A 25,468-nucleotide genomic window follows, 5' to 3' on the forward strand; every position below is an offset into this window, starting at 1 on the left:
TGGTGTTTGGAGGATGAAACATGATTGCGTTGCGCAACAGCAAGATGATTCTGGGGGTCGTCTCCTGCATGGCGTTGATCGCGTCCATGGCGTTGACGGCCGTATCGGCTCCGGTCCCCGAGGCCAACGCCGTGCCCTCGTACAGTGATCTGGCGGCGAGCAAGGCCAGAAAGGCCGATCTGGAAGATCAGCTCGCCGGTGTGAAATCGGATCTGGCCGACAAGATCGTCGAACTCAACGATCTGACCACGAACCAGATCCCCGCCGCGGAAAAGGCCGCCGAGCAGGCCCAGAACAAGGCCGAGCAGGCCCAGCAGGAAGCCGAGGCCGCCGCCTCCCGTCTTGAGGCGGCACAGAAAGACAAATCCGATCTGGAACAGAAGATCAAGGAAACCGGTGAGGATTACGACGATGCTCACGCAGCGGTGGCTCAGGTGGCCCGCGACAGTTTCCACGGTTCCAATGCCACCGACACCATCAGCATGGTCACGGGGGCGAAGAACACCAATGACTTCATCGAGTCCATGCAGTCGTCGGCCGCGGTGACGCGGTCCGAGAACACTGCGGCCAGCGACGCCGCATCGGCCAAGAGCACGCAGATGAACCGCAAGGATCGTCTTGCCGCCATCGAGCGGCAGATCGCCTCGCTCAAGGCTCAGGCCGAAAGCAATGCGGCCGACGCCAAGCAGGCGGCCAGTGACGCGCAGGCCAAGACGGCGGAGCTCAACGCCTTGCGAGACAAGGGCAATCAGCAGCGCAGCTATCTTGAATCCCAGCAGGATCAGCTCACCTCGGCTTCGGCCAAGGAAGCCGCGCAGATCGTGATGATGCAGTCGCAGATCGACGCCTACAATCAGCAGCTTGCCAAGCAGCGCGCCCAGATGAGCGCCAGCCAGCAGATCAGCGCGGCCGGCGGCAGTCAGGGCAGCACCCGTCCCTCCGGTGGTTCCGGTACTTCCTCGTCCGGGTCGAGCGGATCGTCCGGCTCCTCATCGTCTGGCTCCTCGGGTTCGGTCAACAGCGGTGCCACCGCATCGGGCATGAATTATTCGGTGCCCGGCAACTGCCCGCAGGGCTCCTCCTACTGCTATGGCCATTCCACGGGCAACGTGGGCAACGCCTACCCGTGGAGCCAGTGCACCTGGTGGGCGTACATCCGCCGCGGCCAGCTGGGTCTGCCGGTCGGATCGTATCTGGGTAACGGGCAGGATTGGGGCAATTCCGCGATTCGCCTCGGATATCTGGTCAACAACACTCCGCACGTCGGTGCGGTGATGGTGTTCCGCGCCGGACAGGACGGTCACAGTCCGATCTACGGCCATGTGGCCATCGTCGAACGCATCAATTCCGATGGTTCGATTCTGGTTTCGGAAAGCGGGTCCATCTGGCAGGGCGGCGTGCATTGGGACACCCTCTACGACGCTCCCGATCATCAGTACGTCCACTACTGATCGGTGGTGTGCGCCGGCCATGCGTGATGGCCTGCGGGTGATGGCCGGAGAAGATGCTGACCGGTCTGGCCGATGACACTGGCCGGCGGACGTGCGAAGACATGTGATAAGGTCGGCATTTGGCCTGTATTGCACGAGCATGATCGAAGGGAGGTCTGCAATGGCCAGGGAACAGGGAACAAGCAAGCCGATCGCGGTGAACCGCAAGGCGCGGCATGATTACGCCATCGAAGACCGTCTCGAAGCGGGCATCGTGCTCTCCGGCACCGAGGTCAAGAGCCTCAGGGAGGGAAGGGCTTCGCTGGCCGAGGCGTTCGTCTCCATCGATCGCCGCGGCGAGATCTGGCTGGAGAACGCCAACATTCCCGAATATCTCAACGGCACATGGACGAACCATGCGCCGAAACGCAAGCGAAAGCTGCTGCTGCACGCCCAGCAGATCGGCAAGTTGGCCCGGCAGACCGAGGCCAAGGGCTACACGATCATCCCGCTCAGCCTGTATTTCAAGGACGGTCGGGTGAAGGTGGAGATCGCGCTGGCCAAGGGCAAGCGTGAATTCGACAAGCGTCAGGCGTTGCGTGAGGCCCAGGACAAGCGTGAGGCCCAGCGCGTGATGCGGTTGCGCAATCTGCGCCACTGATTGGTTTCCCGGCCTCAATGGTTCGGATCGTAATGGTTCGGACCATTGAGGTTCGCGTTGCCGGTCGTTGGCGACCGCGATTCGTGCCGCAACGTTGTTCGTCTACGCACGCCACGATGGTTTGGATGGTTGCAAGGAAACTCAGCACGGTTACCATGGCACCTATGAGAAGAGTGAAATCCTTGGCGGTCATGGCCTTGACCATTATGCTGGCAGCTCCTTTGGCGGGGTGCGGCACCACCGACAGCACCGGAGTCGATCCGGATATCGCAAGGAGTTACGACGTTTCGTCGGTGTCCAAAGACGATGCGATCGCCGCCATGCTGCCCGAATCGATCACCAAGGACGGCAAATTCACCGTCGGCGTGAACGTCACGTACGCGCCGGCCGAATTTCTGGCGGCCGACGGCAAAACCCCGGTCGGCTACGAGATCGATCTCGACCGGGCGTTGGCCCGACTGTTCGGCCTTGAGCTTGACGTGCAGAACGCCACCTTCGATTCGATCATTCCGGCGGTGGGCTCGAAATACGACGTCGGCATCTCGGGTTTCACGGTGAACAGGGAGCGTATCGAAGCGGTGGACTTCGTCACCTATGCCAAGGCGGGCCTCACCTTCGCCGTGCGCAAGGGGAACCCCACGCATGCGAACACCACCGAGCTGTGCGGACGCCGCATCGCGGTGCAGGTGGGAACCGTGGGGGAAACCGAAATGTACAAGGCACAGGACGAGTGCAAGGCCAACGGCGAGAAGGCCATCGAACTGCTGCCGTACCGCAATCAAAGCGACGTGACCACCGCGGTGGTGGCCGGCAGGGTCGAGATGTTCTACGCCGACACTCCGGTGACCGGATACGCGGTGGCCCAGACCGACGGACAGTTGCAGGTGCTCGGGGAGAACGAAGGCGTGCAGCCGATGGGCGTGGCCGTGCGAAAAGGCGACGAGGCCACGGTGAAGGCGATGACGGCCGCGATCGAAAAACTGATGGACGACGGCACCTACGAAGGCATCATGAAGGCGTGGGGAGTCGAAGGGGCGATGATCGACCGCCCGCAGGTCAATCCCGAAACCGAAGGCTGATGCAGCAAGGGCCATCGAAGCCGAGCCGCCGTTCGGTGTGCGAGCATCCCACCGCCAACGGCATTTGGTTGGATGTCCAAAATATTTGGTTGGTAACGCATTCGTGACATTGGGCGCTTATTTTTCTGACACGGATCGTGAAACGAATCCTGAGAGGAAGAACCCATGTCATTCACCACTCGCATCAAGGCAATCGCCGCGGCGTCCGTCGCCGCCGCCACACTGTTCTCCATGGCAGCCTGCGGCACCTCCGATTCCGCCGACTCCGGCAGTTCCGACAGCTCATCCAAGTCGTCGAGCACTCAGGGCTTCGACACCAGCTCCATCAAGAAGGACGACGAACTGGCCGCGCTGCTGCCCGACTCCGTCAAGAGCGACGGCGTGCTCAAGGTCGGCACCGACACCTCATACGCGCCGGCCGAATTCCTCGCCGAAGACGGCAAGACCCCCGTCGGCTTCGACGTGGACCTCACCAAGGCGCTGGCCGCCGAATTCGGTCTCAAGGCCGAGAACGTCACCGCCACCTTCGACTCGATCATCCCCTCGGTGGGCTCGAAGTACGACATCGGCATCTCCTCGTTCACCGTCACCAAGGAGCGTCTTGAGGCCGTGGACTTCGTCACCTACTTCAAGGCCGGATCCACGTACGTGGTGAAGAAGGGCAACCCCTCCAAGATCGACAGCTCCGACCTGTGCGGCAAGAAGGTGGCCGTGCAGACCGGCACCACGCAGGAGGAGGAGGTCAACAAGGCCAACGACGACTGCAAGGCCGCCGGCAAGAGCGCCATCGACGTGCAGTCCTCCAAGCTGCAGACCGACGTGACCACGGCCGTCGCATCCGGCAAGGCCGACATCTTCTACGCCGACACCCCGGTGGCCGGATACGCGATCAAGCAGACCGGCGACACGCTTGAGGCCCTCGGCGAGGACGTCGGCGTGACCCCGGAGGCCATCGCCATCAAGAAGGGCGACACCAAGACCGCCGAAGCGATGCAGAAGGCCGTTCAGAAGCTCATGGACGACGGCACCTACAAGAAGATCCTCGACACCTGGGGTGTTTCCTCCGGAGCCGTGGACAAGGCCGAGATCAACCCGACGGTCGAATCCTGATCGATTCGGGGGATTCCGCCCGATAACCATGAAATTTCGTCATCCAAGACACCGCCTTCGGGTAGTGTCTTGGATGACTCGGTTTCGATAGGAACCATCGATAGGAACCATCAGCGGGAAGCCAGCAGAGGGAAGAAAGAAGCTTATGGCAGCCAAGAAGACCAAGGACGGGGAGGGACTGAACATCCCCAACAGGATCAACGCTTTGCCGGTCAGGAGACCCGGCCCGGTGATCGCCGGCATCATCGTCGCGTTTCTGGCGGTCATGCTGGTCTACGGCATGGTGACCAACGCCCGGTTCGAATGGAACGTGGTGTGGAAGTACCTGTTCAACGAGAACGTGCTCGCCGGCATCGGATGGACGCTGTGGATCACCGTGCTGTCCATGGTCATCGCCATCGTGCTGGCCGTGCTGCTCGCCGTGATGCGCAAATCCATCAATCCGGTGCTGCGCGGCGTGAGCTGGTTCTTCATTTGGTTCTTCCGCGGAACCCCTGTGTACACCCAGCTGGTGTTCTGGGGTCTGTTCTCCGTGTTGGTGCCGAAGCTGGCCATTGGCATTCCTTTCACGTCCATCGAATTCTGGTCGGTCGACTCCCAGAACGTGGTCACCGCCTTCCGCGCCGCCGTCATCGGCCTGGCGCTGAACGAGGCCGCCTATCTTTCCGAGATCGTGCGCGCCGGACTTGAGGCCGTCGACCCCGGTCAGGCCGAGGCCGCGGAGGCGCTGGGCATGCGCCGCATCATCCTGCCGCAGGCCATGCGCATCATCATTCCGCCCACCGGCAACGAAACCATCGGCATGCTCAAAACCACGTCCCTGGTACTGGCCGTACCGTTCACCCTTGACCTTCAGTTCGCCACGAACGCCATCGCCAACCGCATCTACAAACCGATCCCGCTGCTCATCGTGGCCTGCTTCTGGTATCTGCTCATCACCTCGATTCTGATGGTGCTGCAGTCGCGTCTCGAAAAGTACTTCGGCAAGGGATTCGACGCCCGGCCGGTCGGCGCCAAGGGCAAGCGGGCCCCCTACGACCCGAAGTACCCGGGCAAGTCCGACGGCGAACCCAAGGACGACGTGAACAAGATGAACCAGGCCACCTTCACCGGGATGACCGCATAAGGCAGGGGAGAGAGACTCATGACCGAAACCTATACCAACATCGCCGATGCAGCCGGCGACACCGTCACGGCCGCCGGTACGACGGTTCCCGCAGTCAAGGCCGTGCAGGTGCACAAGGCCTTCGGGTCGCTGCATGTGCTCAAGGGCGTGGACCTCACCGTGATGCCCGGCACCGTGACCGTGATCCTCGGACCTTCCGGCTCCGGAAAATCCACGTTCCTGCGGCTCATCAACCAGCTGGAGACGCTCACCGGCGGCAGCATCGAGGTCGACGGGGAAATGATCGGCTACAAGTACGTCACCCGCAACGGCCAGCAGGTGCTCCAGACCCTCGATGACAAGGACGTGGCCAGGCAGCGCGCCAAACTGGGCATGGTGTTCCAGCGATTCAACCTGTTCCCGCATATGACCGCGCTGGAAAACGTGATGGAAGCCCCCGTGCATGTGAAGCACGAAAGCAAGGCGAAGGCCCGCGAGGAGGCCGTCGGGGAACTGCAGCGAGTCGGACTCGGCGACCGTCTCGACTACTATCCCTCACAGCTTTCCGGCGGTCAGCAGCAGCGCGTCGCCATCGCCCGCGCCCTGGCCATGCACCCGGACATCATGCTGTTCGACGAACCCACGTCGGCGCTCGACCCCGAGCTCGTGGGCGAAGTGCTGAACGTGATGCGCTCGCTGGCCACGGCCGGCATGACGATGATCTGTGTGACGCATGAGATCGGATTCGCGCGTGAGGTGGCCGATCAGGTCGTGTTCATGGACGGCGGCGTGGTGGTGGAGAAGGGAGGCCCCGAAATCATCGAGCACCCCACCGAGCCGCGCTTCAAGGACTTCCTCCAGCACGTACTGTGATTTTTCCGGCAAGGTTTGATGCGTCATGGCGGACTGACAGGCATTTCGCGAGACACTCAAGGCCGTTCGGCCCCGCGTCCGGCGAAGCCGGTTTCTCCGTCAGGACCTTCCCCTGGAGGGGAAGGTGGCCGGCGATTCGGCTTCTTTATCAGGACCTTCCCCTGGAGGGGAAGGTGGCCGGCGAAGCCGGTCGGATGAGGTGGAGAAGCCACAGAGTTGTAGCGGTTCGGCCAAGGTGGGCGTTTTGCTTGAGGCATAGGCAACATTCGTCTCATACACTAGGTTTCCATGTGTGGAATCGTTGGATATGCAGGAAACATCGCAACGGCGTGCGGCAAGCCCCTTGAGGTTTGCCTGCAGGGCCTGAAGCGTCTGGAATATCGTGGCTATGATTCGGCCGGTGTGGCATTGACGGCACCCGGCATGGATCATGTCGAGGTCCGTAAGAAGGCGGGCCGTCTCGCCAATCTCATCGAGGACATCGAGCGTCAGCCGCTGCCGTTGGCGACCGTGGGCATCGGCCACACCCGTTGGGCCACCAACGGCGTGCCGAGCGACGTGAACGCCCATCCTCACACCAGCATGGACGGCAAGGTGGCCATCATCCATAACGGCATCATCGAGAACGCCTCGCAGCTTCGGCTTGATCTGCAGGCCGAGGGATACCGTTTCTCGTCGAATACCGATACCGAGGTGGCCGCCAAGCTGCTCGGCAAGATCGTCGATACGATCATCGCGGAGGAGGGCAAGCCGAATCTGTTCCGTGCGGTCCGTCGTCTGGCCCGCATGCTCGAAGGAGCGTTCACGATTCTCGCCACCGATTGCCGCCAGCCCGACATCATCGTCGGTGCGCGTCATGATTCGCCGCTGGTGGTCGGTCTCGGCGATGGCGAGAACTTCCTCGGCTCCGATGTGGCCGCGTTCGTGGCCTACACCAAGCGTGCGATGGAGGTCGATCAGGATCAGGCGGTGTGCGTCTCCGCCGACGAGGTGATCGTCACCGACTTCGACGGCAACGTCGTCGAACATCCGAAGACCTACACCGTGGATTGGGACGCCTCGGCTGCCGAGAAGGGCGGCTGGGATTCGTTCATGGACAAGGAGATCCATGAGGATCCGGCCGCGGTGCAGCGTACGCTGCTCGGCCGGTTCGATCATGACGGCGATCTGAACCTTGATGAGGTGCACATCGACGAGCATGATTTCAAGGCCATCGACAAGATCATCGTGATCGCCTGCGGCACGGCCAGCTATGCCGGTCTGGTGGCCAAATACGCGATCGAGCATTGGGTGCGCATCCCCGTGGAGGTGGAGCTCGCGCACGAGTTCCGGTATCGAGATCCGATCCTCACGCCCCGCACGCTCGTCGTGGCGATCTCGCAGTCCGGCGAAACCATGGACACGCTGATGGCTCTCCGTCACGCCCGCGAACAGGGGTCGAAGGTGCTGGCCATCTGCAATACGCAGGGCGCTTCCATTCCGCGTGAATCCGACGCGGTGCTGTACACGCACGCCGGCCCCGAGGTGGCTGTGGCCTCCACGAAGGCGTTCGTGGCGCAGATCACCGCAGCCTACGTGCTGGGCCTGTATCTCGCGCAGATCAAGGGCACGATGTTCCGCGACGAGATCCATCAGATCCTCGGCAGCCTCAAGGCCATGCCGAGAAAGATCCAGTGGGTGCTCGACACGCAGTCCGATACGATCCGTAAGGCCGCCGAGAACATGGTGAATGCGAACTCGTTCCTGTTCCTCGGCCGCCATGTGGGCTACCCGGTGGCGTTGGAGGGCGCGCTGAAGCTCAAGGAGATCGCCTACACGTTCACGGAGGGCTTCGCGGCCGGCGAGCTCAAGCATGGTCCGATCGCGCTGGTGGACGAAGGAGAACCAGTGGTGTTCATCGTGCCGCCGGAACGAGGCCGCAACGTGCTGCACTCCAAGGTGATCTCCGGCATCGAGGAGGTCAAGGCTCGCGGCGCGTACATCATCGCCGTGGCCGAGGAGGGCGACAAGGACGTGGAGAACTACGCCGACGTGGTGTTCTGGCGTCCGCAGTGCCCCACGCTGATGAGTCCGCTGGTGGATGTGGTGCCGTTGCAGCTGTTCGCCATGGACATGGCCAAGCTGAAGAACTACGACGTCGACAAGCCGCGCAACCTCGCCAAGTCCGTCACGGTGGAATAGCGCGGTCATCAGGGAAACATCGGGGAAATCAGGCCGGTGGGATGTCGGATGTCGACGGCGGTTCGATGAGTCGTCTGGGGCGCACGTTCGCGGCGTTGATCGCCGTGGTGGCGATGTGCCTCAGCGGGGGACTCGTCTTCGTCGCGTTCAGCTCCACATCCGCCGCCTTCTCTGAAGGGGCCACGGTGATCACGCCGAACCCGTGGCTGCGCAACGGCCCGTTCCGCGGCTGGGGTACTTCGCTGGCGTGGTTCGCCAACGCCACCGGCCGTTACGGCGAGGAGGGCTCCATCGTCAACAGGGACGAGGTTGGTCCGCGGGCCTACCGTCAGGCGCTTGCCTACGGTCGTGATCTTCGGGAACGGCTGTATAGCAGCGTGTTCGGTTCCGATGGTCTTGATCTCACCATGGCCCGGTACAACATCGGCGGCGGTGACGCCTCCGACGTGGCCTATGGCTATCCGTTCCTGCGACAGGGCGGCGCCATGCCCGGCTACTGGGCTCCCGATCCGGATGGCTCGAAGGGACTGTATTCGGATGAGCATGGTCGTGTGACCACCCGGCAGGCCGATGGGGACCGTCTCGATGCCGCGTATGATCCGGATGATGACGACTCCTACGTGTGGGGTGCGGGCAGCCGGGGTACCGAGGCCGCGGACGCCGTCAAGGCTCAGGAGTGGTGGCTGAAACGGGCCGTGGACGGCGGCGATGTAACGCATGTCGAGGCGTTCGCCAACTCCGCGCCCTGGTTCATGACCGAAAGCGGGTATGCCACCGGCGGATTCAACAGCCGGTCGAACAATCTGCGGGATCCGGAAAAGTTCGCCCGGTATGTGGCTGCTGTGGTGAAGCATCTCGATGGACTCAAAACGTCGAACGGCAGAACGGTTTCCATTGAATCGGTGGACCCGCTCAACGAATCCGAAACCGCCAACTGGGGCACTTCCGGCGTGTTCGCCGATGACGGCGGGCTTGCCGAGGCGGATCGGAATCTGATCGACCGGTATTGGCGGCAATACTACGGCTACGCGAATCGGTCGATCACCCCGTACCGCACCGGAGTGAAGAAGGTGCAGGAGGGCATGCACGTCGATGTCGCTTGGCAGCGGCGGACGATCGCGGCTCTGGATGCCGCACTGCGGGAGCGGGGGCTGAGCGGCATACGTATTTCGGCGACGGACGCCACCGGCGCGTGGGATCTCGTCGGCTCGCTGTCGCGGTATTCCGCGGATGATCTGGGAAGGGTCGGCCAGTACAATACGCACAGCTACACCGGTTCCGCCGGGCAACTGGCGGCTCGGCTGATGGCCCAATCCGACGGCAGGCGGATGTCGATGAGCGAGGTGGACGGCAGCTGGCAGTCCGGCGGCTTCAATCCGTACGGGTTCAACAATGCGCTGGGATTCGCCGGCAAGATCAACGCCGACGTCTACCGTCTGCAATCACAGGACTTCACGGTATGGCAGGCGGTGGAGGATCTGTACAACATGTCGTCCGGGGATCATGATCTCAACGGCAATCCCGCCGATCCGGCGGGGGAGAACAGCAATTGGGGCACGATCCTCGTCGATTTCGACTGCGTGGTGGCGGGTCGCGACGGCAAACTGTATTCCGAACGGGCCGTGCACAACAATGGTGGTCGGACGGAAGGCATCCGGCCGTGCGACGTGACGGCCAACACGAAGTATCTCGCCCTGCGGGCGTATACGAAATTCGTGCATGAGGGTGATGACATCATCGCGAACGATGATGCGGACGATTCGATGACCGTGCAGTCCGCGGATGGTCGAACGCTCACCGTGATCCATCGCAATGACGGCAGTCTGCCGAAAACCGTGGCGATCGACCTGTCGAAATTCGGGCGGATCGCGGATGACGCCTACGGCGAACTGTACGTGACCACGGCTCCGCGGTCCGGGCTTGCCGATCTGCTCGACTCAGATGCGGATGGTGGTGCCGGTGATGCCGGCGCCGCGATCGACCGGCTGAACCGGCACAGCAATGTGTTCAAGGGGCGTGCCGTCGTGAAGATCGATAGGCGGAACAACGTGGCGAGGGTGACGGTCCCGGCGAAATCCATCGCCGATATCCGGCTGTTCGGGGTTTCGGGCGTTTCCGATAAGGCGGTCGGCGTGCATAGCGGCGGAACGTATCGCATCGTGGACGAATCCGGATCATCCTCGGTGATCGGCAGTGCTGACGGTTCGATGAGCGTGGGAACTGCCGACACGACTTCAGACTCGGCCGGTTCGACCTCCGACGCGTGGCGGTTCAGCTCGATCGGAGTGGTGGATGGTGATCGGCCGACCCTGCGTGAATATGTGATCCGTGATGTGTCTGGTCGGGTTCTGGCGGCGGAACGGGATGACGGCGGCGGTTCCGCTGGTTCGGGGGCTGACGGTTCGGGGTCCGGCGGTTCGGATGGTTCCGGCTACCGGATCGTGCTGAGACATCAGTCGGTGGAGCAGGCGAAGCGGGACCGCAGCGCCATCTGGATCGTCAACAGCGAGGACGGTGAGCATTGGGAGCTGGCGAACTCCGCGGCCAGACGCTATCTCACAATCGATTCCGGCGCTCTCGTCTTCACCGACGACACGGCCGCGAATTTCGATTTCCAATCGCTTGGTTGACGCGGTCGGTGTCCGATTGGCCGGCACATTCCGATAGGGTCAGGGAACGACTGAAACAGTATCCGATGGCTGCGGTACGACGGGGAAGGGAGATGGCGGCATGGTGGGAAACGGATCTGGGGGCGGACAATGCCTGCCGGACGGCAGACTGCACCTGCCGGACGGCAAACAACACCGCTGGGTGGTGGATGAGCCGGAGATTCCGTTCGAGCTTGAGGTGCTGTATGAGGATGAGCGGATCATCGTGGTCGACAAGCCGCATTTTCTGCCCACCACCCCGCGCGGTATGTGGTATCGGTCCACGGCGCTGATTCGACTGCGCGAACGGTATGGGGAGCCGCGGATCACGCCGGCGCACCGGCTGGATCGTGATACGGCCGGCGTGGTGGTGTTCGTGCGCGATCCCGCTTCCAGAGGTCGGTATCAGATGCTGTTTCAGGAGCATCGCGCAGTGAAGACGTATGAGTGCGTGGCCCCGTGTCGGCCGATCATCCGGCCGCGTTTCGGCACGATCGAACGGTTGGAGCCCCCGCGGGTGTTTCCGATGCGAAGGCGTTCGCGCATCGTCAAGGATCGTGGAATCCTGCAGGCGTATGAGGAGCCGGGCGTGGTGAACGCCGAGACCGTGATCGAGCTGGGAGTCGGCGTTGAGGGATCGCATGGCGGGGCTTTTCGGCTTCCCCTGGTAGGGGGAGCCGTCATGCGGAGCATGACTGAGGAGGTCGGACGTCGCAGCCCTGCGGTTCGTGCCTATACGCTGCGTCCGCGCACCGGCAAAACCCATCAGCTGCGGGTGCACATGAATTCCTTGGGATTGCCGATCATGGGAGATCCCATGTATCCGCGAATCATCGACCGTGCCTACGACGACTTCTCGAATCCATTGCAGCTGGTGGCCCGAACGCTGGAATTCGACGATCCGTATACGGGCGAGCCGCGTCGATTCGAATCCCGCGTGCCGCTGGGAATATGAGCGATGTCGACCGATTCCGGAACTCTTGGGATTTAAAAAGTACTCTGATTAACTTGAATGGTATAATCTAAACGCGCGTGATACATCGTGCTCACAGGGCGGTTTCAGACCGCCGAACGTTCTATCGAAAGGCAATGATGAGCGAAGCACAAGCCAATATCGGTGTCGTAGGTCTGGCTGCGATGGGAGCGAGCCTGGCTCGCAACCTCGCGCACAAGGGCAATACGGTGGCCGTCTACAACCGTCATTATTCACGTACGGAAACGCTGATCAACGAACATGGCGATGAAGGCAAGTTCGTTCCCGCCAAGACGCTGGAGGAGTTCGTCGCCTCCCTGACCAAGCCGCGCACCGCCATCATCATGGTCAAGGCCGGCGAGCCCACCGACGACATGATCAATGCGCTTGCCGATCTCATGGAGCCCGGCGACATCATCGTCGACTGCGGCAACGCCTACTACAAGGACACCATGCGCCGTGAGAAGGCCATCCGCGCCCGCGGACTGCACTTCGTCGGCTGCGGTGTTTCCGGCGGCGAGGAGGGCGCGCTCAAGGGCCCGTCCATGATGCCCGGCGGCACCGAGGAATCCTGGAAGACCCTTGGTCCGATTCTGGAGAGCATCTCTGCCAAGGCCGAAGGCGAGCCGTGCGTCACCCACATCGGTTCCGACGGTGCCGGCCACTTCGTGAAGATGGTGCATAACGGCATCGAATACTCCGACATGCAGCTGATCGCCGAAAGCTATGATCTGATGCGTCGTGGCCTAGGTATGGAGCCCGCCGAGATCGGCGACCTGTTCGAGGAGTGGAACAAGACCGAGCTGAACTCCTACCTGATCGAGATCACCGCCGAAGTGCTCCACCATGTGGACAAGAAGACCGGCAAGCCGTTCATCGACGTGGTGCTTGATCACGCCGGCATGAAGGGAACCGGCACCTGGACGGTGCAGACCGCCCTGTCTCTGGGCGTGCCGGTGACCGGCATCGCCGAGGCCGTGTTCGCCCGTGGTCTTTCCTCCCAGACCGAGTTGCGCGAGGAGGCCGCCAAGCAGGAGCTTGAAGGCCCGTCCGAGATCATCCCGATGCCGCTGGAGGAGCGTCAGGCGTTCATCAACGACATTCGCGAGGCTCTCTACGCCTCCAAGATCGTGGCCTACGCCCAGGGCTTCAACGAGATCTCCGAGGCCGCCAAGGAATACGGCTGGAACATCGATCTGGCTGCGGTGGCCCGCATCTGGCGTGGCGGCTGCATCATCCGCGCCCAGTTCCTCAACCGCATCTCCGAGGCGTTCGAATCCGGCGAAGCCGATGTGTCGCTGCTGTTCGCCCCGTACTTCAAGGACGCCGTCGAAACCGTGCAGCGTTCGTGGCGTCGCGTGATCTCCCGCGCCATCAGCTTCGGCATTCCGATGCCGGTGTTCTCCAGCTCGCTGGCCTACTACGACGGCCTGCGTTCCAAGCGCCTGCCCGCCGCTCTGATCCAGGGCCAGCGCGATCTCTTCGGCGCTCACACCTACCAGCGTGTCGACGAACCCGGCGTGTTCCACACGTTGTGGGCCGAACCGGGCCAGGAGGAAATCAAGCAGGCTTGATCTCCTCCTGACAGTGGACAGTCCGGTGGACTGTCCGTAATTGCCGGGCCGGCTGAGTTGCCGGACCGGCAATTGAGAAACTTGGCTTCTCTTCTATTCATGCCAAACAAAGGAGTTGACATCATGACCACTACCACGGCCGACCCACATATCGCAGGCCTGAATCCCTACGCTGAACTGGCGAAGACCCTGCTCGAACAGGAGCGGCTGCTGCGGGTCGAGCGGTTCGACGACCGTGACGCCTGGGCGCTTGGCGAAACCGTCGTGAACCATGTCTTCGCAACCGGCATCGATCTGGGCACGAGCATCTTCCGCCCGAACGGCACGGTGATGTTCCGCTATCTTTCCAAGGGCGCCGGCATGAGCAACATCGAATGGATGCGGCGTAAGTTCAACACCATCTCCGCGGTCGGACACTGCTCGCTGTACGCGTGGGCGTGCTGGCAGCGCGACGACGAAGGCGGAGAGTATGCCGATCTCGCCGCGCACAACGATTATGCGGTCTGCGGCGGCGGATTCCCGCTGCTGAACGCCAACGGCGATCTGCTGGCTGTGGCCACGGTCTCCGCGCTGCCGCACCAGAAGGACCACGCCTTCCTGACTGAATGCCTGTCGAAGTGGCGCGGTGTGGAGATCCCCAAAGCCGCCATCATCAACTGACCGGGGCATTGATGCCCCTCTCATGCCTCCGCTGGCGGGGGTTGTTGCAACGAGACTGGGATGACCGAAATCCCGTCACATGGCGGTTCAACCCCCCCCCCAGTCAGCCTTACGGCAGCCAGCCCCCGCCAGCGGGGGCGAAGGCTAGAGCGACATCCCGCAAATCAAGGGCGGCTCCCCGAAGCGGGCCACGCCTTCAATCACAGACTTTTCCATGCGATGCCTTCGCCGCGCCAGCCGGCGCGCTGGACGGCCACATACTCGCCGTAGCTCATCGTGTACACATGCTCGCCGGAATTCCTGTTGTACAGGCGGTACACGTTCTTGCCGCTGCTCGGCGCATACCATGCGACGCCCTCGTTCTTCCAGCCGAGACGCACGAGCATGTCATGCTCACGCTTGTTCAGCGTCCAGTTGTGGTTGCCAGTACGGCGGTTGTATTCGCGGTAGACCGGCTTGGCTCCCGCCGTGCCTTTGGCCACCGTGATGAACGAGGCTCCCTTACGGCTCTCGTCGCGCCAGCCAAGGCGTACCAGCATGTCCTTCTCCGCCTTGTTGGCGGTGTAATGATGCAAGCCGCTGCGACGGTTGTACACGCGATACACCGGCACCTGCCTCACCGATCCCGAAGTGCCGGGCTTCGTCGAAGCCCCCTTCATCGTGAACGACACCTTGACATCCACAATGCCTTCCATGTCGATGATCCAGTTGCCTGAACCGCCGGTGCCGTAGGAATACGACACCACGCTGCCCGGTTTCCTACTCGACGGCGTGATCACACCGCTTGGGGAGATCGTGCCACCGCGAACTCCCGACACCTTCGACAGGGTAAACCACGGAATCAGTCGCCTCACATTCAGCGAAGTCCCATCCACCACATAGGCGTTCTGCTTCTGGGAGGCCGTTTCGAACAGCATATCCGACGGCACGCGCGCAGCCAGGAGACGGTTGCCACTGGAATTCAGGAACGTCATATTCGGGTTGTGCGAAAGATCCAGCGACGACAGTTGATTTCCGCTCACCGCAAGATTGAACAGTACGGGGTTGTTCGCCAGATTCAGGCTGGTGAGACGGTTGCTGCCGGCCGTCAGACTCTGCAGTCGCCGATTATGCGTCACGTCCAATCCAGTCAGTCGATTGCCGCTGACATCGAGGTAGCTCAACGCCGTATTGCGTGACACGTTCAGCGAAGACAGTCGATTGCCGTTGACCCACACCAAGTCCAATCGGGGATTGCGGGTGATGTCCAGTGAAGTCAAGAGGTTGTTCTTGACGTCCAATACCGTCAGTTGCGTGTTATGCGAGACGTTGATCGAGGTCAGCCGATTGCCCGGCGCATACAGCTTGTCCAGACGGGGGAAGTATTCGACGCCCTTCAGCGACGTGACGTTCTTGCTGAACAGGTCGATTTCGATCGCCGAGTTGCGTTCCGCGACGCTGAGCACGCCGTTATGAGGGGAACGGTCAAGATTGCTCGACACGTATTGGCGGAACGTGGCGATCGGGAAGTTCGCGGCACTCACCGCCACATCCCCGTTCGCCGCCGAAGCTGTCACGGGCATGATCACCAGCCCCGACAACAACGTGCAGGCCGCAAGTATCGCCGCGGTCCATCCCCCTTTTGCAATGGCCGGGCCGTCACAGATTCGCGGCGGAATCCTTGTCAAGCAGCCACAGCGTCTCCTTGGCGCCGCCGGCGAACGAACTGGGCACCTGCGGATTGTTCGTGCCGGCGAGGGCGTTGCCCACGGCCTCGGCCTTGCGCGGCGAGGATGCGAACACCCATACGCGGCGGCAGGAACGGATGAACGGTACGGTGAGGCTGATGCGCATCGGCGGCAGCTTCGGCGAATCGGTGATGCCGACCACGCGGGTCTTTTTGTCCTTGCTGCGCAGCACCGGATGGTTGGGGAACAGCGAGGCGAAATGCCCGTCGGGGCCCACGCCGAACAGTGCGATGTCGAACGCCTGCTTCTTGCCCAGCGCCTTGACGATCTCCTTCTCGTAAGCCTTGGCCGCCTGAGTCACAGCGTCGTAGTTCTCATCCTCCGTGGCCGTCATGCGGGCCTTGTCGTCACGGGTGTCGGCCGGCATCTCATGAATGTGTGATTCAGGCATCTCGCCGTTTTCCACCAACTTGCCGAACCATGCCTCGCGGGCCTGCAGCGCATTGCGATCCGGGTCGTCTTCGGGGACGAAACGCTCGTCTCCCCACCACAGGTGCACACGGCTCCAATCCACGGCCGACGCCAGCGGGCTCACCCCCACCGCGCGCAGCAGCGCGATGCCATCAGTGCCGCCGGTCAGCGCCACGTCCACACGCTGATGCTTGGCGAGTCGATCCGAGATCTTCAGCAGGAATCGGGCGGCCAGCGCCTCCTGCAGCACCTCGGCGGACGGGTAGATGATGACTTTTCGATCGATCATCGGCATGATGATAGTTCCTCCACAAAACGTTGCCGCATCATACTCGTTTGACGCACTTCTTCCTCCGACTGCGGCCATCGGTTGCAATGATGCCAGACTATCGCATGTTCACCATCCCGGCGCGGGATATCCATCATTTGGTGATCTGCCGTACACCCCAAATTCACTTGCGGTTCCACGAAATCCGCGGGCTGGAATACCGTTGCCGTCCGGCTGTGCGATTCGCGATACGGCGAAGGCGGGAAACCCGTCCAATCGACTGATGTCGACCAAATATGATTCCCCGCCTTTCGATCCTCAGGCCCGATCCTCAGGCCTAAGGAATCAAGCTACTCGTGGTCCACGAGGCCCCAGCCGTCGCGGATCACGTCGCCGTAGATCTCGTCCGGATCAAGTCGGCGCAGCTCCTCGCTCAGGCAGTCTCCCAGCGTGCGCACCGGCATCGATACGGTCTGCTCCGATTCGCCGGGCTGGTTGATCACCGCGTGATGCTCGGTTTTGCGTTCGATGCTCAATACCCCGTTCTCGCGTTCGAAATACACGCCGGTGACGGCCTTCGCATCGTCGGAGCGTTCGATCCGTACCGGAACGTCAAGCCGCAGCGCCAGCCAGGAGCCGAGCAGTTCCAGCGGCAGGTAATGCGTCTGGCCGGTCACACGCACCGAATGGATCGGCAGATGCGGCGGCTGCTCCAGCATGGAGACCAGCAGCGCACGCCAAGTGGTCAGACGGGTCCACGCCATGTCCACGTCCTCGGGCGCGTAGTGGGCGCGAAGCGCGGTGAACGATGCCTCCGGGTTCGGCGCATGGCAGGCGTCGGTGATGCGGCTGCGCGACATCACGCCGATCGGATCGATCGAGGGATTCTCCGGAGCACGGCCCGGCCACCATGCCACCACGGGGGCATCGGGCACGAGCAGCGGGATCACCAGCGTATCGAGGTGACGGACCAGTCCGTCGTGCGGGCGCAGCACGATGATCTCACCGGCACCGGCGTCCGCGCCGAAGCGGATCTGGCCGTCCAGCGTGGCCTCGGAGGAATCGTCATCGGCATGGGTGATGATCGCGATCACACGGCACGGGTGTTCACGGCTTGCGTCGTTGGCCGTGGCCAGCGCACGCTCCAGACCGGCCTCCTCGGTGCAGATCAGCAGCGTAAGCACGCGACCCAGCGCGGCCTCGCCACGCTGCTCATGCAGCTGCTCGATCTTGCGGGCGATGGCCGCGGTGCTGGTATTGGGCAGATCAAGAATCATGGCATCCTCCAATGACGTCCATCACGGTTGAGCATCTCATCGGCCTCAGCGGGGCCCCACGTTCCGGAACGATACGGCTGGGGTTGACCCTGCGTGGCCCAGAACTCCTCGATCGGGTCGAGGATCTCCCAGGAAAGCTCCACCTCGCGGGTGGTGGGGAACAGTGGTGGATCGCCGAGCAGCACGTCGAGGATCAGACGCTCGTAGGCTTCGGGGGATGCCTCGGTGAACGAACTGCCGTAGCTGAAGTCCATGTTCACGTCGCGCACCTCCATGGCGGTGCCCGGTACCTTCGCGCCGAATCGCAGGGTCACGCCCTCGTCGGGCTGCACGCGGATTACCACGGCGTTGTTGCCCAGCTCGCGGGTGGCGGTGGTTTCGAACGGCAGGTGCGGCGCGCGCTTGAACACCACGGCGATTTCGGTCACACGCTTGCCGAGCCGCTTGCCGGTACGCAGATAGAACGGCACGCCGGCCCAGCGGCGGGTGTCCACATCCAGACGGATCGCCGCATAGGTTTCGGTGGTGGACTTCGGGTCGATGCCGGCCTCGTCAAGATAGCCGACCACTTTCTCCGAACCCTGCCATCCGGCGGCGTACTGGCCTCGGGCCGTATGGGCGGCCAGATCCTTCGGCAGTCGAACGGCGGAAAGCACCTTGGTTTTTTCGGCGATCAGATCCTGCGCGGAGAAGCTCACCGGCTCCTCCATGGCGGTGAGGGCCATGAGCTGCAGCAGATGGTTCTGGATCACATCACGTGCCGCACCGATGCCGTCATAGTAGCCGGCACGGCCGGCCACGCCGAGATCCTCGGCCATGGTGATTTGTACGTGATCCACGTAGTTCGCGTTCCACACCGGTTCGAACATCGTGTTGGCGAAGCGAAGGGCCAGCAGGTTCTGCACGGTCTCCTTGCCGAGATAATGGTCGATGCGGAACACCGATTCGGGGGAGAAGACCTCGGAGACTACGCGGTTGAGCTCCTGGGCGCTGGTCAGATCGTGGCCGAACGGTTTCTCGATGATCACGCGTCGCCATGCGCCTTCGGTGGAATGGGCCAGACCGCAGGCGGCGAGCTGCTTGGAGACCAACGGGAATGCGCGCGGCGGCACCGACATGTAGAAGGCGTGGTTGCCGCGGGTTCCTCGGTCCCGGTCGAGTTCGGAAACCGTGTCGGAAAGCCGGCCGAACGCCTCGGCATCGTCGAATTCGCCTTGGACGAACCGGATCGAGGCGCTCAGCGGGCCCCAGGTCGATTCGCTGAACGGGGTGCGGCTGCGCTCCTCAACGCATTTGCGCACGAAATTCGCGAACTCCTCGTTGCTCCACGGACGACGGCCGAAGCCGATCAGACCGAAGCCGGCGGGCAGCAGACCACGGTTGTACAGATCGTAGACCGCGGGCAGCAGCTTCTTGCGCGCAAGATCGCCGGTGACGCCGAAGATCACCAGCGAGCACGGGCCGGCCACGCGGGGCAGACGCATGTCTCGCGGGTCGCGCAGCGGATTGCTCCAGCCCCCTTCGGGACTCGCGATGTTCGCGATATTGGTTGCGATGTTCATATCCCTCCTTCAGAACATCTCGTCTGAATACCTTCAGTCAATCACGGAACGCGACGGCAGTACAGCCGTATTCCGCTATTGGGGCAGAAACCGGTAAACCTTCTAAAGGTCCGGTCAGGCGATCTGACCGTGCTTTTCGTAGTTGGTGACGCGGGTGGCGTGGTTCTTGCCGTCCACGAACACCACCTTGGGCTTGTGAGTTTTGGCCTCGTCGGCGTCCAACTGGCAGTAGCACATGATGATCGCCGTGTCGCCGGGGTCGAAGAAGTGGGCTGCGGCGCCGTTGAGGCAGATCACGCCGCTGCCGGGCTCTCCGGCGATGGTGTAGGTCTCCAGACGATGGCCGTTGTTCACGTTGACGACGGCCACCTTTTCGTATTCGAGGATCCCGGCCGCGTCGAGCAGGTCGGAGTCGATGGTGATCGAACCGACGTAGTCAAGCTTGGCCTCGGTGACGGTGACGCGGTGGATCTTGCCTTTGAGCATGGTGAGTTGCATTGGTGTCTTTCCTTGTGAACGAATCGTTGAACGAATCAGTGGAGCTCGGGGTAGAAGAAGTTGTCGATCAGACGGGTCTTGCCGATGCGCACGGCGATGGCCACCAGCACCGGCTGGTCGAGCGTGGCCACGGGATGCACGTTCTCAAGATCCACCACCTCAACATACTCCGGATCGGCGAGCGGCTCGGTGGCCAGCACCTCGCGCACCTTGGCCTTGATCGTCTCGGCGTTCTTCTCGCCGGCCTCGGCCAGCGCACGGCCGGCCTCAAGCGCCTTGTGCAGGATCGGCGCGGCGGCCCGTTCCTCGGGGTTCAGATACGTGTTGCGCGAGCTCTTCGCCAGACCGTCGGCCTCGCGGATGATCGGGCAGCCGATGATCTCGATGTCGAAGTTGAGATCGCGTACCATACGCTTGATCACCAGCAGCTGCTGCGCGTCCTTCTGACCGAAGTAGGCGCGGTTCGGGGTTACGATGTTGAACAGTTTGGCGACTACCGTGCACACGCCGCCGAAGTGCACCGGACGGCTCTTGCCGCACAGCTCCTCGGTGATCGTGGCCATGGTGATGGCGGTGGTGCGATTCGGATAGTACATCTCCTCGGGGGAGGGGTTGAACAGCAGATTCGCGCCCGCGCCGGAGACCAGCTTCGCGTCGCGGTCGAGATCGCGCGGATAGGCTTCGAGATCCTCGTTCGGCCCGAACTGCACGGGATTGACGAAATCGGAGACGACGACGCGGTCGTTGTCGGCCACGGCATGGTCGATCAGGCTCCGGTGTCCCTCATGCAGGAATCCCATGGTCGGCACGAGGCCGACGGAAAGGCCCTGGGCCTTCCACGCCTTGACTGCCTCGCGCACTTCGGCGATGGTGTGGACGATCTTGAATTCGTTGGTATCGGTCATGATGTTGCTTCCTTTTCGTTGATTGATGCGTTGATGGTTCTGCCTTCCCTTGAGGGGAAGGTGGCCGGTGCAACCGGCCGGATGAGGTGACAGCAACCGGATGAGGTGACGTCCGGAACGGCGCTACTTGAGTTCGTCGAGAATCGTTTCGTCCATCCTGAATCCTTCATTGTCGTTGTCGGGGAAGGCCCCGGACTTCACGTCCTCGATGTACCGGCCGAACGCCTCGCGCATCTGCGTGCCGATCTCGGCGTAGTGGCGCACGAACTTCGGTTTCATCTCCCCGTACATGTTGAGCAGATCCTGATACACGAGAATCTGCCCGTCGGTCACGTCTCCCGCGCCGATGCCGATCGTCGGAATGGTCAGCTCCTCGGTGATCCGCTTGGCGAGCAGGGTGGGGACGCCTTCAAGCACCACGGCGAACGCCCCGGCGTCCTCGATGGCGCGGGCGTCATCGAGAATCTGCTGGGCGGTCCGCACGTTCTTGCCCTGCACCTTGAATCCGCCGAACTTGTTCACCGACTGCGGGGTAAGACCCAGATGAGCCATCACGGGGATCGAAGCGGTGACGATCGCCTTGATCTGATCGTGGAACGCCACGCCGCCTTCAAGCTTCACGGCCTGCGCGCCGCCCTCCTTGACGAGACGGCCGGCGTTCTCCACGGCCTGATCCACGGTGTGGTAGGCCATGAACGGCAGATCGACCACCACGAGCGCGTTCTTCGCGCCGCGGGTGACGCACTTGGCATGGTGGATCATGTCCTCCATGGTGACGGGCAGCGTGGAATCGTAGCCGAGCATCACCATGCCGAGCGAATCGCCGACGAGAATGCCGTCGATGCCGGATTCGTCGATGAGTTTGGCGGTGGTGTAATCGTAGGCGGTGAGCATGGTGAGCTTCTCGCCCTTGTCCTTGGCCGCTTGGAAGGTGACCGCGGTGTGCTTCATGGTGTTCCTTTCGTTATGGTCACGGTCGTTGCCGATCCGTGCCTTGTTGAGTTATCGGGAAAACTGTTGGGTTATCGGATATCGTCCGCCGGGATGTGGTCGGTCGGCGGATGGGAACGTCGTCGGTCAGACCGATCCGTTCGACATGCTGAGCAGATCTCGCAGTTCGGTGTAGTCCCTATTCGGATTCTTCTCCTCGGCCACGTCGAGCAGCGCCTGCGACAGCACGCGATAGATCCGCGCGGCCGTCGCTCCGGATTCGGGATCGGAATTCGCGGCGTCGAGCGCCTCCAGATGCGCGCGGACGGTGCCGACGTCCGCGCGTTCGACCGGTCCGGTGAGCGAGGCCTTCGCCCCGCGCTCGCAGAACGCCGCCGCATTGTGCTCGATCATGCCGGTGAGCGCCTCCCTCGCCTGCGATTCGGTGAATCCGCAGGAGGCCAGTGTTTCCACGGCCTGATGCCATAGGGCGATCGGCAGGTTCGAGGCCATCACCGCGGCGGCGTGATACCGGGTTTTGTCTTCGGGACGGATGATGCGATTGGGATTGCCCAGTCTGGCCAGCAGCTGCACCATCATCTCGGTGACGCGACGGTCGCCTTCGAGGGCGAAGAACGCGCCTTCGAGTTGATCGACGGGCCTGCGTTCATCGTCCACGGCGAATCGTTCGCTGACCGCCTGCATCGGATGCATGGAGAACGCGGAGACGCCGAATCGTTCGGCATCGTCGAACACCGCGGACGACAGGCATCCGCTGCAATGGCCGATCGACATGCCGCTGACCGCCGGGCTGCCGGCGATATGCCCGTCTTCGGGAAGACCGGGAATCGCGCGCAGTTCGCGCCATACCGCGGCGATCGCATCATCCGGCGTGGTGACGAGGATCATGTCGCTGCCGCGGACCAGCGCTTCGAGCGTATGGAACGCCTGCCCGCCGATCGCGTCCGAAGCCGATTGGGCGTTCGTCTGCGAACGGCTGAAATACCCGGAGATCTGTACCAGCGGGGAACGCTTCAGGTGCGACCCCAGCGCACAGCCGACACGGCCCGCTCCGATGAATCCGATGCGCATCAGCGTCTGCGCCCCCTGCCGCGCGCGTTGCGCTGGGCGTTCTTCTGCGCCTGGATCTTCGCGTAGATGATCGCCAGACCCTTGAAGATCAGCTGACGGTCATACACGTCGATGGAGTCGGTGTCGCCGTAGAACACGTTGCCGAGCCCGCCGGTGGCCACCACCTTGAAATCATGGCCGATCTCCCTGCGGAATCGGTTGATCGTGTACTCCACGCCACCGAGATACTGGTAGTACAGGCCGGCCTGCATGGCGGTCTTCGTTCCGGTGGCGAGAATCGTGTCGGGCTTGGTGATCTCCACCTCCGGCAGCTGCGCGGTGTGGCTCCACAGCGAACTGGCCCCGGATTCGAGGCCAGTGCTGATCACACCGGCGCAGAACGTGCCGGTCTCGTCTACGTAGTCGTAGGTGGTGGCGGTGCCGAAATCGATTACCAGCACCGGCCCGCCGTACAGGAAGTACGCGCCGGCGCAATCCGCGATACGGTCGGCTCCCACGGTTTTCGGGTCGTCCACGCGCACGTTGATGCCGCACTTGACGCCGGGGCCCACGATGATCGGCTCCAGATCGAGGAACTTCTTGATGCTCGAGCGGAAGGCGTACATCACCTTCGGAACCACCGAGGAGATGATCACGTCGTCCACGTCGTCCGGATCGACATGGGACATCCCCATGAAGGTGGAGAGCATCATCGCGTATTCGTCGCTGGTGCGCCGGGTGCTGGTGGTCAGCCGGTAGGTGCCGATGATGTCGTCGCCGTCGATGAAACCGATGACGATGTTGGTGTTGCCGATGTCTACGGCGATCAGCATGCGTACTCCTTATACGTTATGGGCATACGTTATGGGCGTTATGGTTTTCTGCGTTCGTGGTCGTTGCGACCGTTGGTTCGGACCGTTGGTTCAGACCAACGGTCCGAACCGTCTGCGGAACCTGAGCCCGCAGTGAGTTCAGACGGTTCAGGATCTCTCCGGCGAGCCGCCGCTTGGGCATGCGGCTCAGCTGTTCGATGTCGGCGGTCTGCTCGTCGGTTGGGGTGAGGATCGTGACCACATTGGTATCGGTGGCGAATCCGGCGCCGGGCTCGCGAAGGTTGTTGGCGACCAGCATGTCGCAATGCTTCTCCAGCAGCTTCTTCGCGGCGTTTTCGATGAGATGCTGCGTTTCCATCGCGAACCCGCAGATCACCTGCGAACCATCCGTACGCTTACGGGAGCCGGCCCAGGCGAGGATGTCGGGGTTGGCGGTGAGCTCCAGTTCGAGCGTGGTGCGGCCGTGCTTCTTGATCTTCTCCGAAGCGGCGTTCACCGGGCGGAAATCGCCCACCGCGGCGGCCATGACGGTCAGATCGGCTTCGGGGAAATGCGAGGACACCGCTTCGAACATCTCCTGCGCGGTGGTCACGCGGTCGATGCGCACGCCGGCCGGAGCGTCCAGAGCCACCGGGCCCGAGACCAGCGTCACGGTTGCGCCCATGTCGCGCGCGGCCTCGGCCAGCGCGTAGCCCATCTTGCCGGTGGAATGGTTGGTCAGGTAGCGGATCGGATCAAGCGGCTCCTGTGTGGGGCCCGCGGTGATCAGCACGTTCAGTCCGGCAAGCGGGGCGGTCGCGCCTGTGGATTCGATTGCGGCGGATTCGACGGTGGGGGATTCGGTGTTCCCGGTTTCGGGGGATGCCTCACCCGCGTGTTCGGTGTTGTCGCCTGCCGGATCCTCCGCCAATACCGCGTCGATGGCCTGTTCGATGTCGGGCAGATCGGCCAGCCGTCCCTTGCCTACGTCCTCGCAGGCGAGCAGACCGGTGGCCGGCTCCACGAACCGGAAGCCAAGCTCACGACATTCGCCGATGTTGCGCTGGGTCGCCAGATTCTCGTACATATGCACGTTCATCGCCGGGCATACCAGCTTCGGGCAGGTGGCGGCCAGCACGGTGGAGGTGAGGTAGTCGTCGGCGATGCCGGAGGCGAATTTGGCGATCACATTGGCGGTGGCCGGTGCGATCACGACGATGTCGGCCCATTTGGCGTCCGCGATGTGGCTGATGCCGAGACGGGTGTTGCCGCTCGCGTCGGTGGTCGAAACGTATTCGGTTTCGGGGAACATCGCCGTGCGGGTGGGGGTATGGGTCAGCGAGTCGAAGGTGATCGGGCCGACGAACCGTGTGGCGGCCGCGGTCATCATCACGCGCACCTCGTGGCCGCGTTTGGTCAGATCGCTGGCCAGCTGGCAGGCCTTGAACGCGGCGATGGAACCGGTGACCCCCAGCAATACGTGCCTGGGCCGGACCCGTTCGTTCTCGTCGGCGTCGGGATGCGGATGCCGCGTCGTCATGGATGCGGTCGAATCGGAAGCGCTCATGCCAAATCCTCCTGAAGGCACGGCGAAGCCACGCGGATCCATCTGCATGCATCGTTGATGCCAGTCGATCCCGTGTACTCGTCGATATACTTCGATGTGCCGATAACCGTCTCTGCGGGAAGCCCCCGTCAAAGCTGATATCAGTG

21 protein-coding genes are annotated in these 25,468 nt (G+C 62.6%); 11 read left to right on the plus strand and 10 right to left on the minus strand.

The features are described 5' to 3' along the window. Positions 1-20 precede the first annotated feature (20 nt). From Uis1B_RS04210 to Uis1B_RS04260, 11 genes are all read left to right on the plus strand, one after another. Positions 21-1,451, plus strand: a complete 1,431-nt coding sequence (locus Uis1B_RS04210; RefSeq protein WP_101615889.1) for a CHAP domain-containing protein — start codon at positions 21-23, stop codon at positions 1,449-1,451. A 160-nt stretch (positions 1,452-1,611) separates the two neighbouring features. Continuing rightward, a complete protein-coding gene (smpB, locus tag Uis1B_RS04215) occupies positions 1,612-2,091 on the plus strand; it encodes an SsrA-binding protein SmpB (protein ID WP_101615891.1) in 480 nt (159 codons plus the stop codon). A 191-nt stretch (positions 2,092-2,282) separates the two neighbouring features. After that, positions 2,283-3,170, plus strand: coding sequence for an ABC transporter substrate-binding protein (locus Uis1B_RS04220; RefSeq protein ID WP_243390252.1), 888 nt, complete (start codon positions 2,283-2,285; stop codon positions 3,168-3,170). A gap of 165 nt (positions 3,171-3,335) precedes the next feature. Further along, a complete protein-coding gene (locus Uis1B_RS04225) occupies positions 3,336-4,280 on the plus strand; it encodes an ABC transporter substrate-binding protein (RefSeq protein WP_101615896.1) in 945 nt (314 codons plus the stop codon). Positions 4,281-4,425: 145 nt separating this feature from the next. Next, positions 4,426-5,406: an amino acid ABC transporter permease gene (locus Uis1B_RS04230; RefSeq protein WP_101615898.1), complete on the plus strand. Its 981-nt coding sequence runs from the start codon at positions 4,426-4,428 to the stop codon at positions 5,404-5,406. 18 nt (positions 5,407-5,424) lie between these two features. Further along, positions 5,425-6,258 (plus strand): amino acid ABC transporter ATP-binding protein, encoded by an 834-nt coding sequence (locus Uis1B_RS04235; protein WP_101615901.1) that lies wholly within the window; start codon positions 5,425-5,427, stop codon positions 6,256-6,258. A 288-nt stretch (positions 6,259-6,546) separates the two neighbouring features. After that, positions 6,547-8,439, plus strand: coding sequence for a glutamine--fructose-6-phosphate transaminase (isomerizing) (gene glmS / locus Uis1B_RS04240; RefSeq protein ID WP_101615903.1), 1,893 nt, complete (start codon positions 6,547-6,549; stop codon positions 8,437-8,439). Between the two features lie 41 nt (positions 8,440-8,480). Then, the gene (locus Uis1B_RS04245; RefSeq protein WP_101615905.1) at positions 8,481-11,069 is read left to right on the plus strand and encodes a glycoside hydrolase; all 2,589 of its coding nucleotides are present in this window, start codon (positions 8,481-8,483) and stop codon (positions 11,067-11,069) included. A gap of 181 nt (positions 11,070-11,250) precedes the next feature. Continuing rightward, entirely contained in the window at positions 11,251-12,042 is a 792-nt protein-coding gene (locus tag Uis1B_RS04250) for a pseudouridine synthase (RefSeq protein ID WP_243390256.1), read from the plus strand. 137 nt (positions 12,043-12,179) lie between these two features. Continuing rightward, positions 12,180-13,634: an NADP-dependent phosphogluconate dehydrogenase gene (gene gndA, locus Uis1B_RS04255; protein ID WP_101615983.1), complete on the plus strand. Its 1,455-nt coding sequence runs from the start codon at positions 12,180-12,182 to the stop codon at positions 13,632-13,634. A 123-nt stretch (positions 13,635-13,757) separates the two neighbouring features. Then, the gene (locus Uis1B_RS04260) at positions 13,758-14,294 is read left to right on the plus strand and encodes a heme-binding protein (RefSeq protein WP_165782728.1); all 537 of its coding nucleotides are present in this window, start codon (positions 13,758-13,760) and stop codon (positions 14,292-14,294) included. Positions 14,295-14,494: 200 nt separating this feature from the next. Here Uis1B_RS04260 and Uis1B_RS04265 read toward each other — a convergent pair whose 3' ends face one another. The 10 genes from Uis1B_RS04265 to Uis1B_RS04310 all read right to left on the minus strand — a co-directional run bounded on the left by Uis1B_RS04265 (position 14,495) and on the right by Uis1B_RS04310 (position 25,295). Next, positions 14,495-15,856 carry a hypothetical protein gene (locus Uis1B_RS04265; protein ID WP_133124834.1) on the minus strand — a complete coding sequence of 454 codons (1,362 nt, stop codon included), beginning with the start codon at positions 15,854-15,856 and terminating at the stop codon, positions 14,495-14,497. 76 nt (positions 15,857-15,932) lie between these two features. After that, positions 15,933-16,721 carry a 6-phosphogluconolactonase gene (gene pgl, locus Uis1B_RS04270; RefSeq protein WP_101615985.1) on the minus strand — a complete coding sequence of 263 codons (789 nt, stop codon included), beginning with the start codon at positions 16,719-16,721 and terminating at the stop codon, positions 15,933-15,935. A gap of 329 nt (positions 16,722-17,050) precedes the next feature. Next, a complete protein-coding gene (locus Uis1B_RS04275) occupies positions 17,051-17,977 on the minus strand; it encodes a glucose-6-phosphate dehydrogenase assembly protein OpcA (protein ID WP_101615912.1) in 927 nt (308 codons plus the stop codon). Further along, positions 17,974-19,539: a glucose-6-phosphate dehydrogenase gene (gene zwf, locus Uis1B_RS04280; RefSeq protein WP_101615914.1), complete on the minus strand. Its 1,566-nt coding sequence runs from the start codon at positions 19,537-19,539 to the stop codon at positions 17,974-17,976. Before zwf ends, Uis1B_RS04275 begins: the two co-directional genes overlap by 4 nt. Positions 19,540-19,653: 114 nt before the next feature. After that, positions 19,654-20,037: an aspartate 1-decarboxylase gene (gene panD, locus Uis1B_RS04285; RefSeq protein WP_101615916.1), complete on the minus strand. Its 384-nt coding sequence runs from the start codon at positions 20,035-20,037 to the stop codon at positions 19,654-19,656. 35 nt (positions 20,038-20,072) lie between these two features. Further along, a complete protein-coding gene (gene panC / locus Uis1B_RS04290) occupies positions 20,073-20,942 on the minus strand; it encodes a pantoate--beta-alanine ligase (protein ID WP_101615918.1) in 870 nt (289 codons plus the stop codon). 123 nt (positions 20,943-21,065) lie between these two features. Further along, positions 21,066-21,893, minus strand: a complete 828-nt coding sequence (gene panB, locus Uis1B_RS04295; RefSeq protein WP_101615920.1) for a 3-methyl-2-oxobutanoate hydroxymethyltransferase — start codon at positions 21,891-21,893, stop codon at positions 21,066-21,068. Positions 21,894-22,019: 126 nt separating this feature from the next. Beyond that, a complete protein-coding gene (locus tag Uis1B_RS04300; RefSeq protein WP_101615922.1) occupies positions 22,020-22,964 on the minus strand; it encodes a Rossmann-like and DUF2520 domain-containing protein in 945 nt (314 codons plus the stop codon). Continuing rightward, positions 22,964-23,776, minus strand: a complete 813-nt coding sequence (locus tag Uis1B_RS04305) for a type III pantothenate kinase (protein WP_101615924.1) — start codon at positions 23,774-23,776, stop codon at positions 22,964-22,966. The genes Uis1B_RS04300 and Uis1B_RS04305 overlap by 1 nt, the downstream gene beginning before the upstream one ends. A gap of 16 nt (positions 23,777-23,792) precedes the next feature. Continuing rightward, the gene (locus Uis1B_RS04310; RefSeq protein ID WP_101615987.1) at positions 23,793-25,295 is read right to left on the minus strand and encodes a bifunctional phosphopantothenoylcysteine decarboxylase/phosphopantothenate synthase; all 1,503 of its coding nucleotides are present in this window, start codon (positions 25,293-25,295) and stop codon (positions 23,793-23,795) included. Positions 25,296-25,468 lie beyond the last annotated feature (173 nt).

It is taken from the genome of Bifidobacterium margollesii (genome assembly GCF_002860355.1).
Taxonomy (GTDB): Bacteria; Actinomycetota; Actinomycetes; order Actinomycetales; family Bifidobacteriaceae; genus Galliscardovia; species Galliscardovia margollesii.

Bases quoted from the DNA above. Each gene is read 5' to 3' on its own strand.
- Uis1B_RS04210 (WP_101615889.1), top strand. From the start codon at position 21: ATGATTGCGTTGCGCAACAGCAAGATGATTCTGGGGGTCGTCTCCTGC.
- smpB (WP_101615891.1), top strand. From the start codon at position 1,612: ATGGCCAGGGAACAGGGAACAAGCAAGCCGATCGCGGTGAACCGCAAG.
- Uis1B_RS04220 (WP_243390252.1), top strand. From the start codon at position 2,283: ATGGCCTTGACCATTATGCTGGCAGCTCCTTTGGCGGGGTGCGGCACC.
- Uis1B_RS04225 (WP_101615896.1), top strand. From the start codon at position 3,336: ATGTCATTCACCACTCGCATCAAGGCAATCGCCGCGGCGTCCGTCGCC.
- Uis1B_RS04230 (WP_101615898.1), top strand. From the start codon at position 4,426: ATGGCAGCCAAGAAGACCAAGGACGGGGAGGGACTGAACATCCCCAAC.
- Uis1B_RS04235 (WP_101615901.1), top strand. From the start codon at position 5,425: ATGACCGAAACCTATACCAACATCGCCGATGCAGCCGGCGACACCGTC.
- glmS (WP_101615903.1), top strand. From the start codon at position 6,547: ATGTGTGGAATCGTTGGATATGCAGGAAACATCGCAACGGCGTGCGGC.
- Uis1B_RS04245 (WP_101615905.1), top strand. From the start codon at position 8,481: ATGTCGGATGTCGACGGCGGTTCGATGAGTCGTCTGGGGCGCACGTTC.
- gndA (WP_101615983.1), top strand. From the start codon at position 12,180: ATGAGCGAAGCACAAGCCAATATCGGTGTCGTAGGTCTGGCTGCGATG.
- Uis1B_RS04260 (WP_165782728.1), top strand. From the start codon at position 13,758: ATGACCACTACCACGGCCGACCCACATATCGCAGGCCTGAATCCCTAC.
- Uis1B_RS04265 (WP_133124834.1), bottom strand. From the start codon at position 15,856: ATGCCCGTGACAGCTTCGGCGGCGAACGGGGATGTGGCGGTGAGTGCC.
- pgl (WP_101615985.1), bottom strand. From the start codon at position 16,721: ATGATCGATCGAAAAGTCATCATCTACCCGTCCGCCGAGGTGCTGCAG.
- Uis1B_RS04275 (WP_101615912.1), bottom strand. From the start codon at position 17,977: ATGATTCTTGATCTGCCCAATACCAGCACCGCGGCCATCGCCCGCAAG.
- zwf (WP_101615914.1), bottom strand. From the start codon at position 19,539: ATGAACATCGCAACCAATATCGCGAACATCGCGAGTCCCGAAGGGGGC.
- panD (WP_101615916.1), bottom strand. From the start codon at position 20,037: ATGCAACTCACCATGCTCAAAGGCAAGATCCACCGCGTCACCGTCACC.
- panC (WP_101615918.1), bottom strand. From the start codon at position 20,942: ATGACCGATACCAACGAATTCAAGATCGTCCACACCATCGCCGAAGTG.
- panB (WP_101615920.1), bottom strand. From the start codon at position 21,893: ATGAAGCACACCGCGGTCACCTTCCAAGCGGCCAAGGACAAGGGCGAG.
- Uis1B_RS04300 (WP_101615922.1), bottom strand. From the start codon at position 22,964: ATGCGCATCGGATTCATCGGAGCGGGCCGTGTCGGCTGTGCGCTGGGG.
- Uis1B_RS04305 (WP_101615924.1), bottom strand. From the start codon at position 23,776: ATGCTGATCGCCGTAGACATCGGCAACACCAACATCGTCATCGGTTTC.
- Uis1B_RS04310 (WP_101615987.1), bottom strand. From the start codon at position 25,295: ATGACGACGCGGCATCCGCATCCCGACGCCGACGAGAACGAACGGGTC.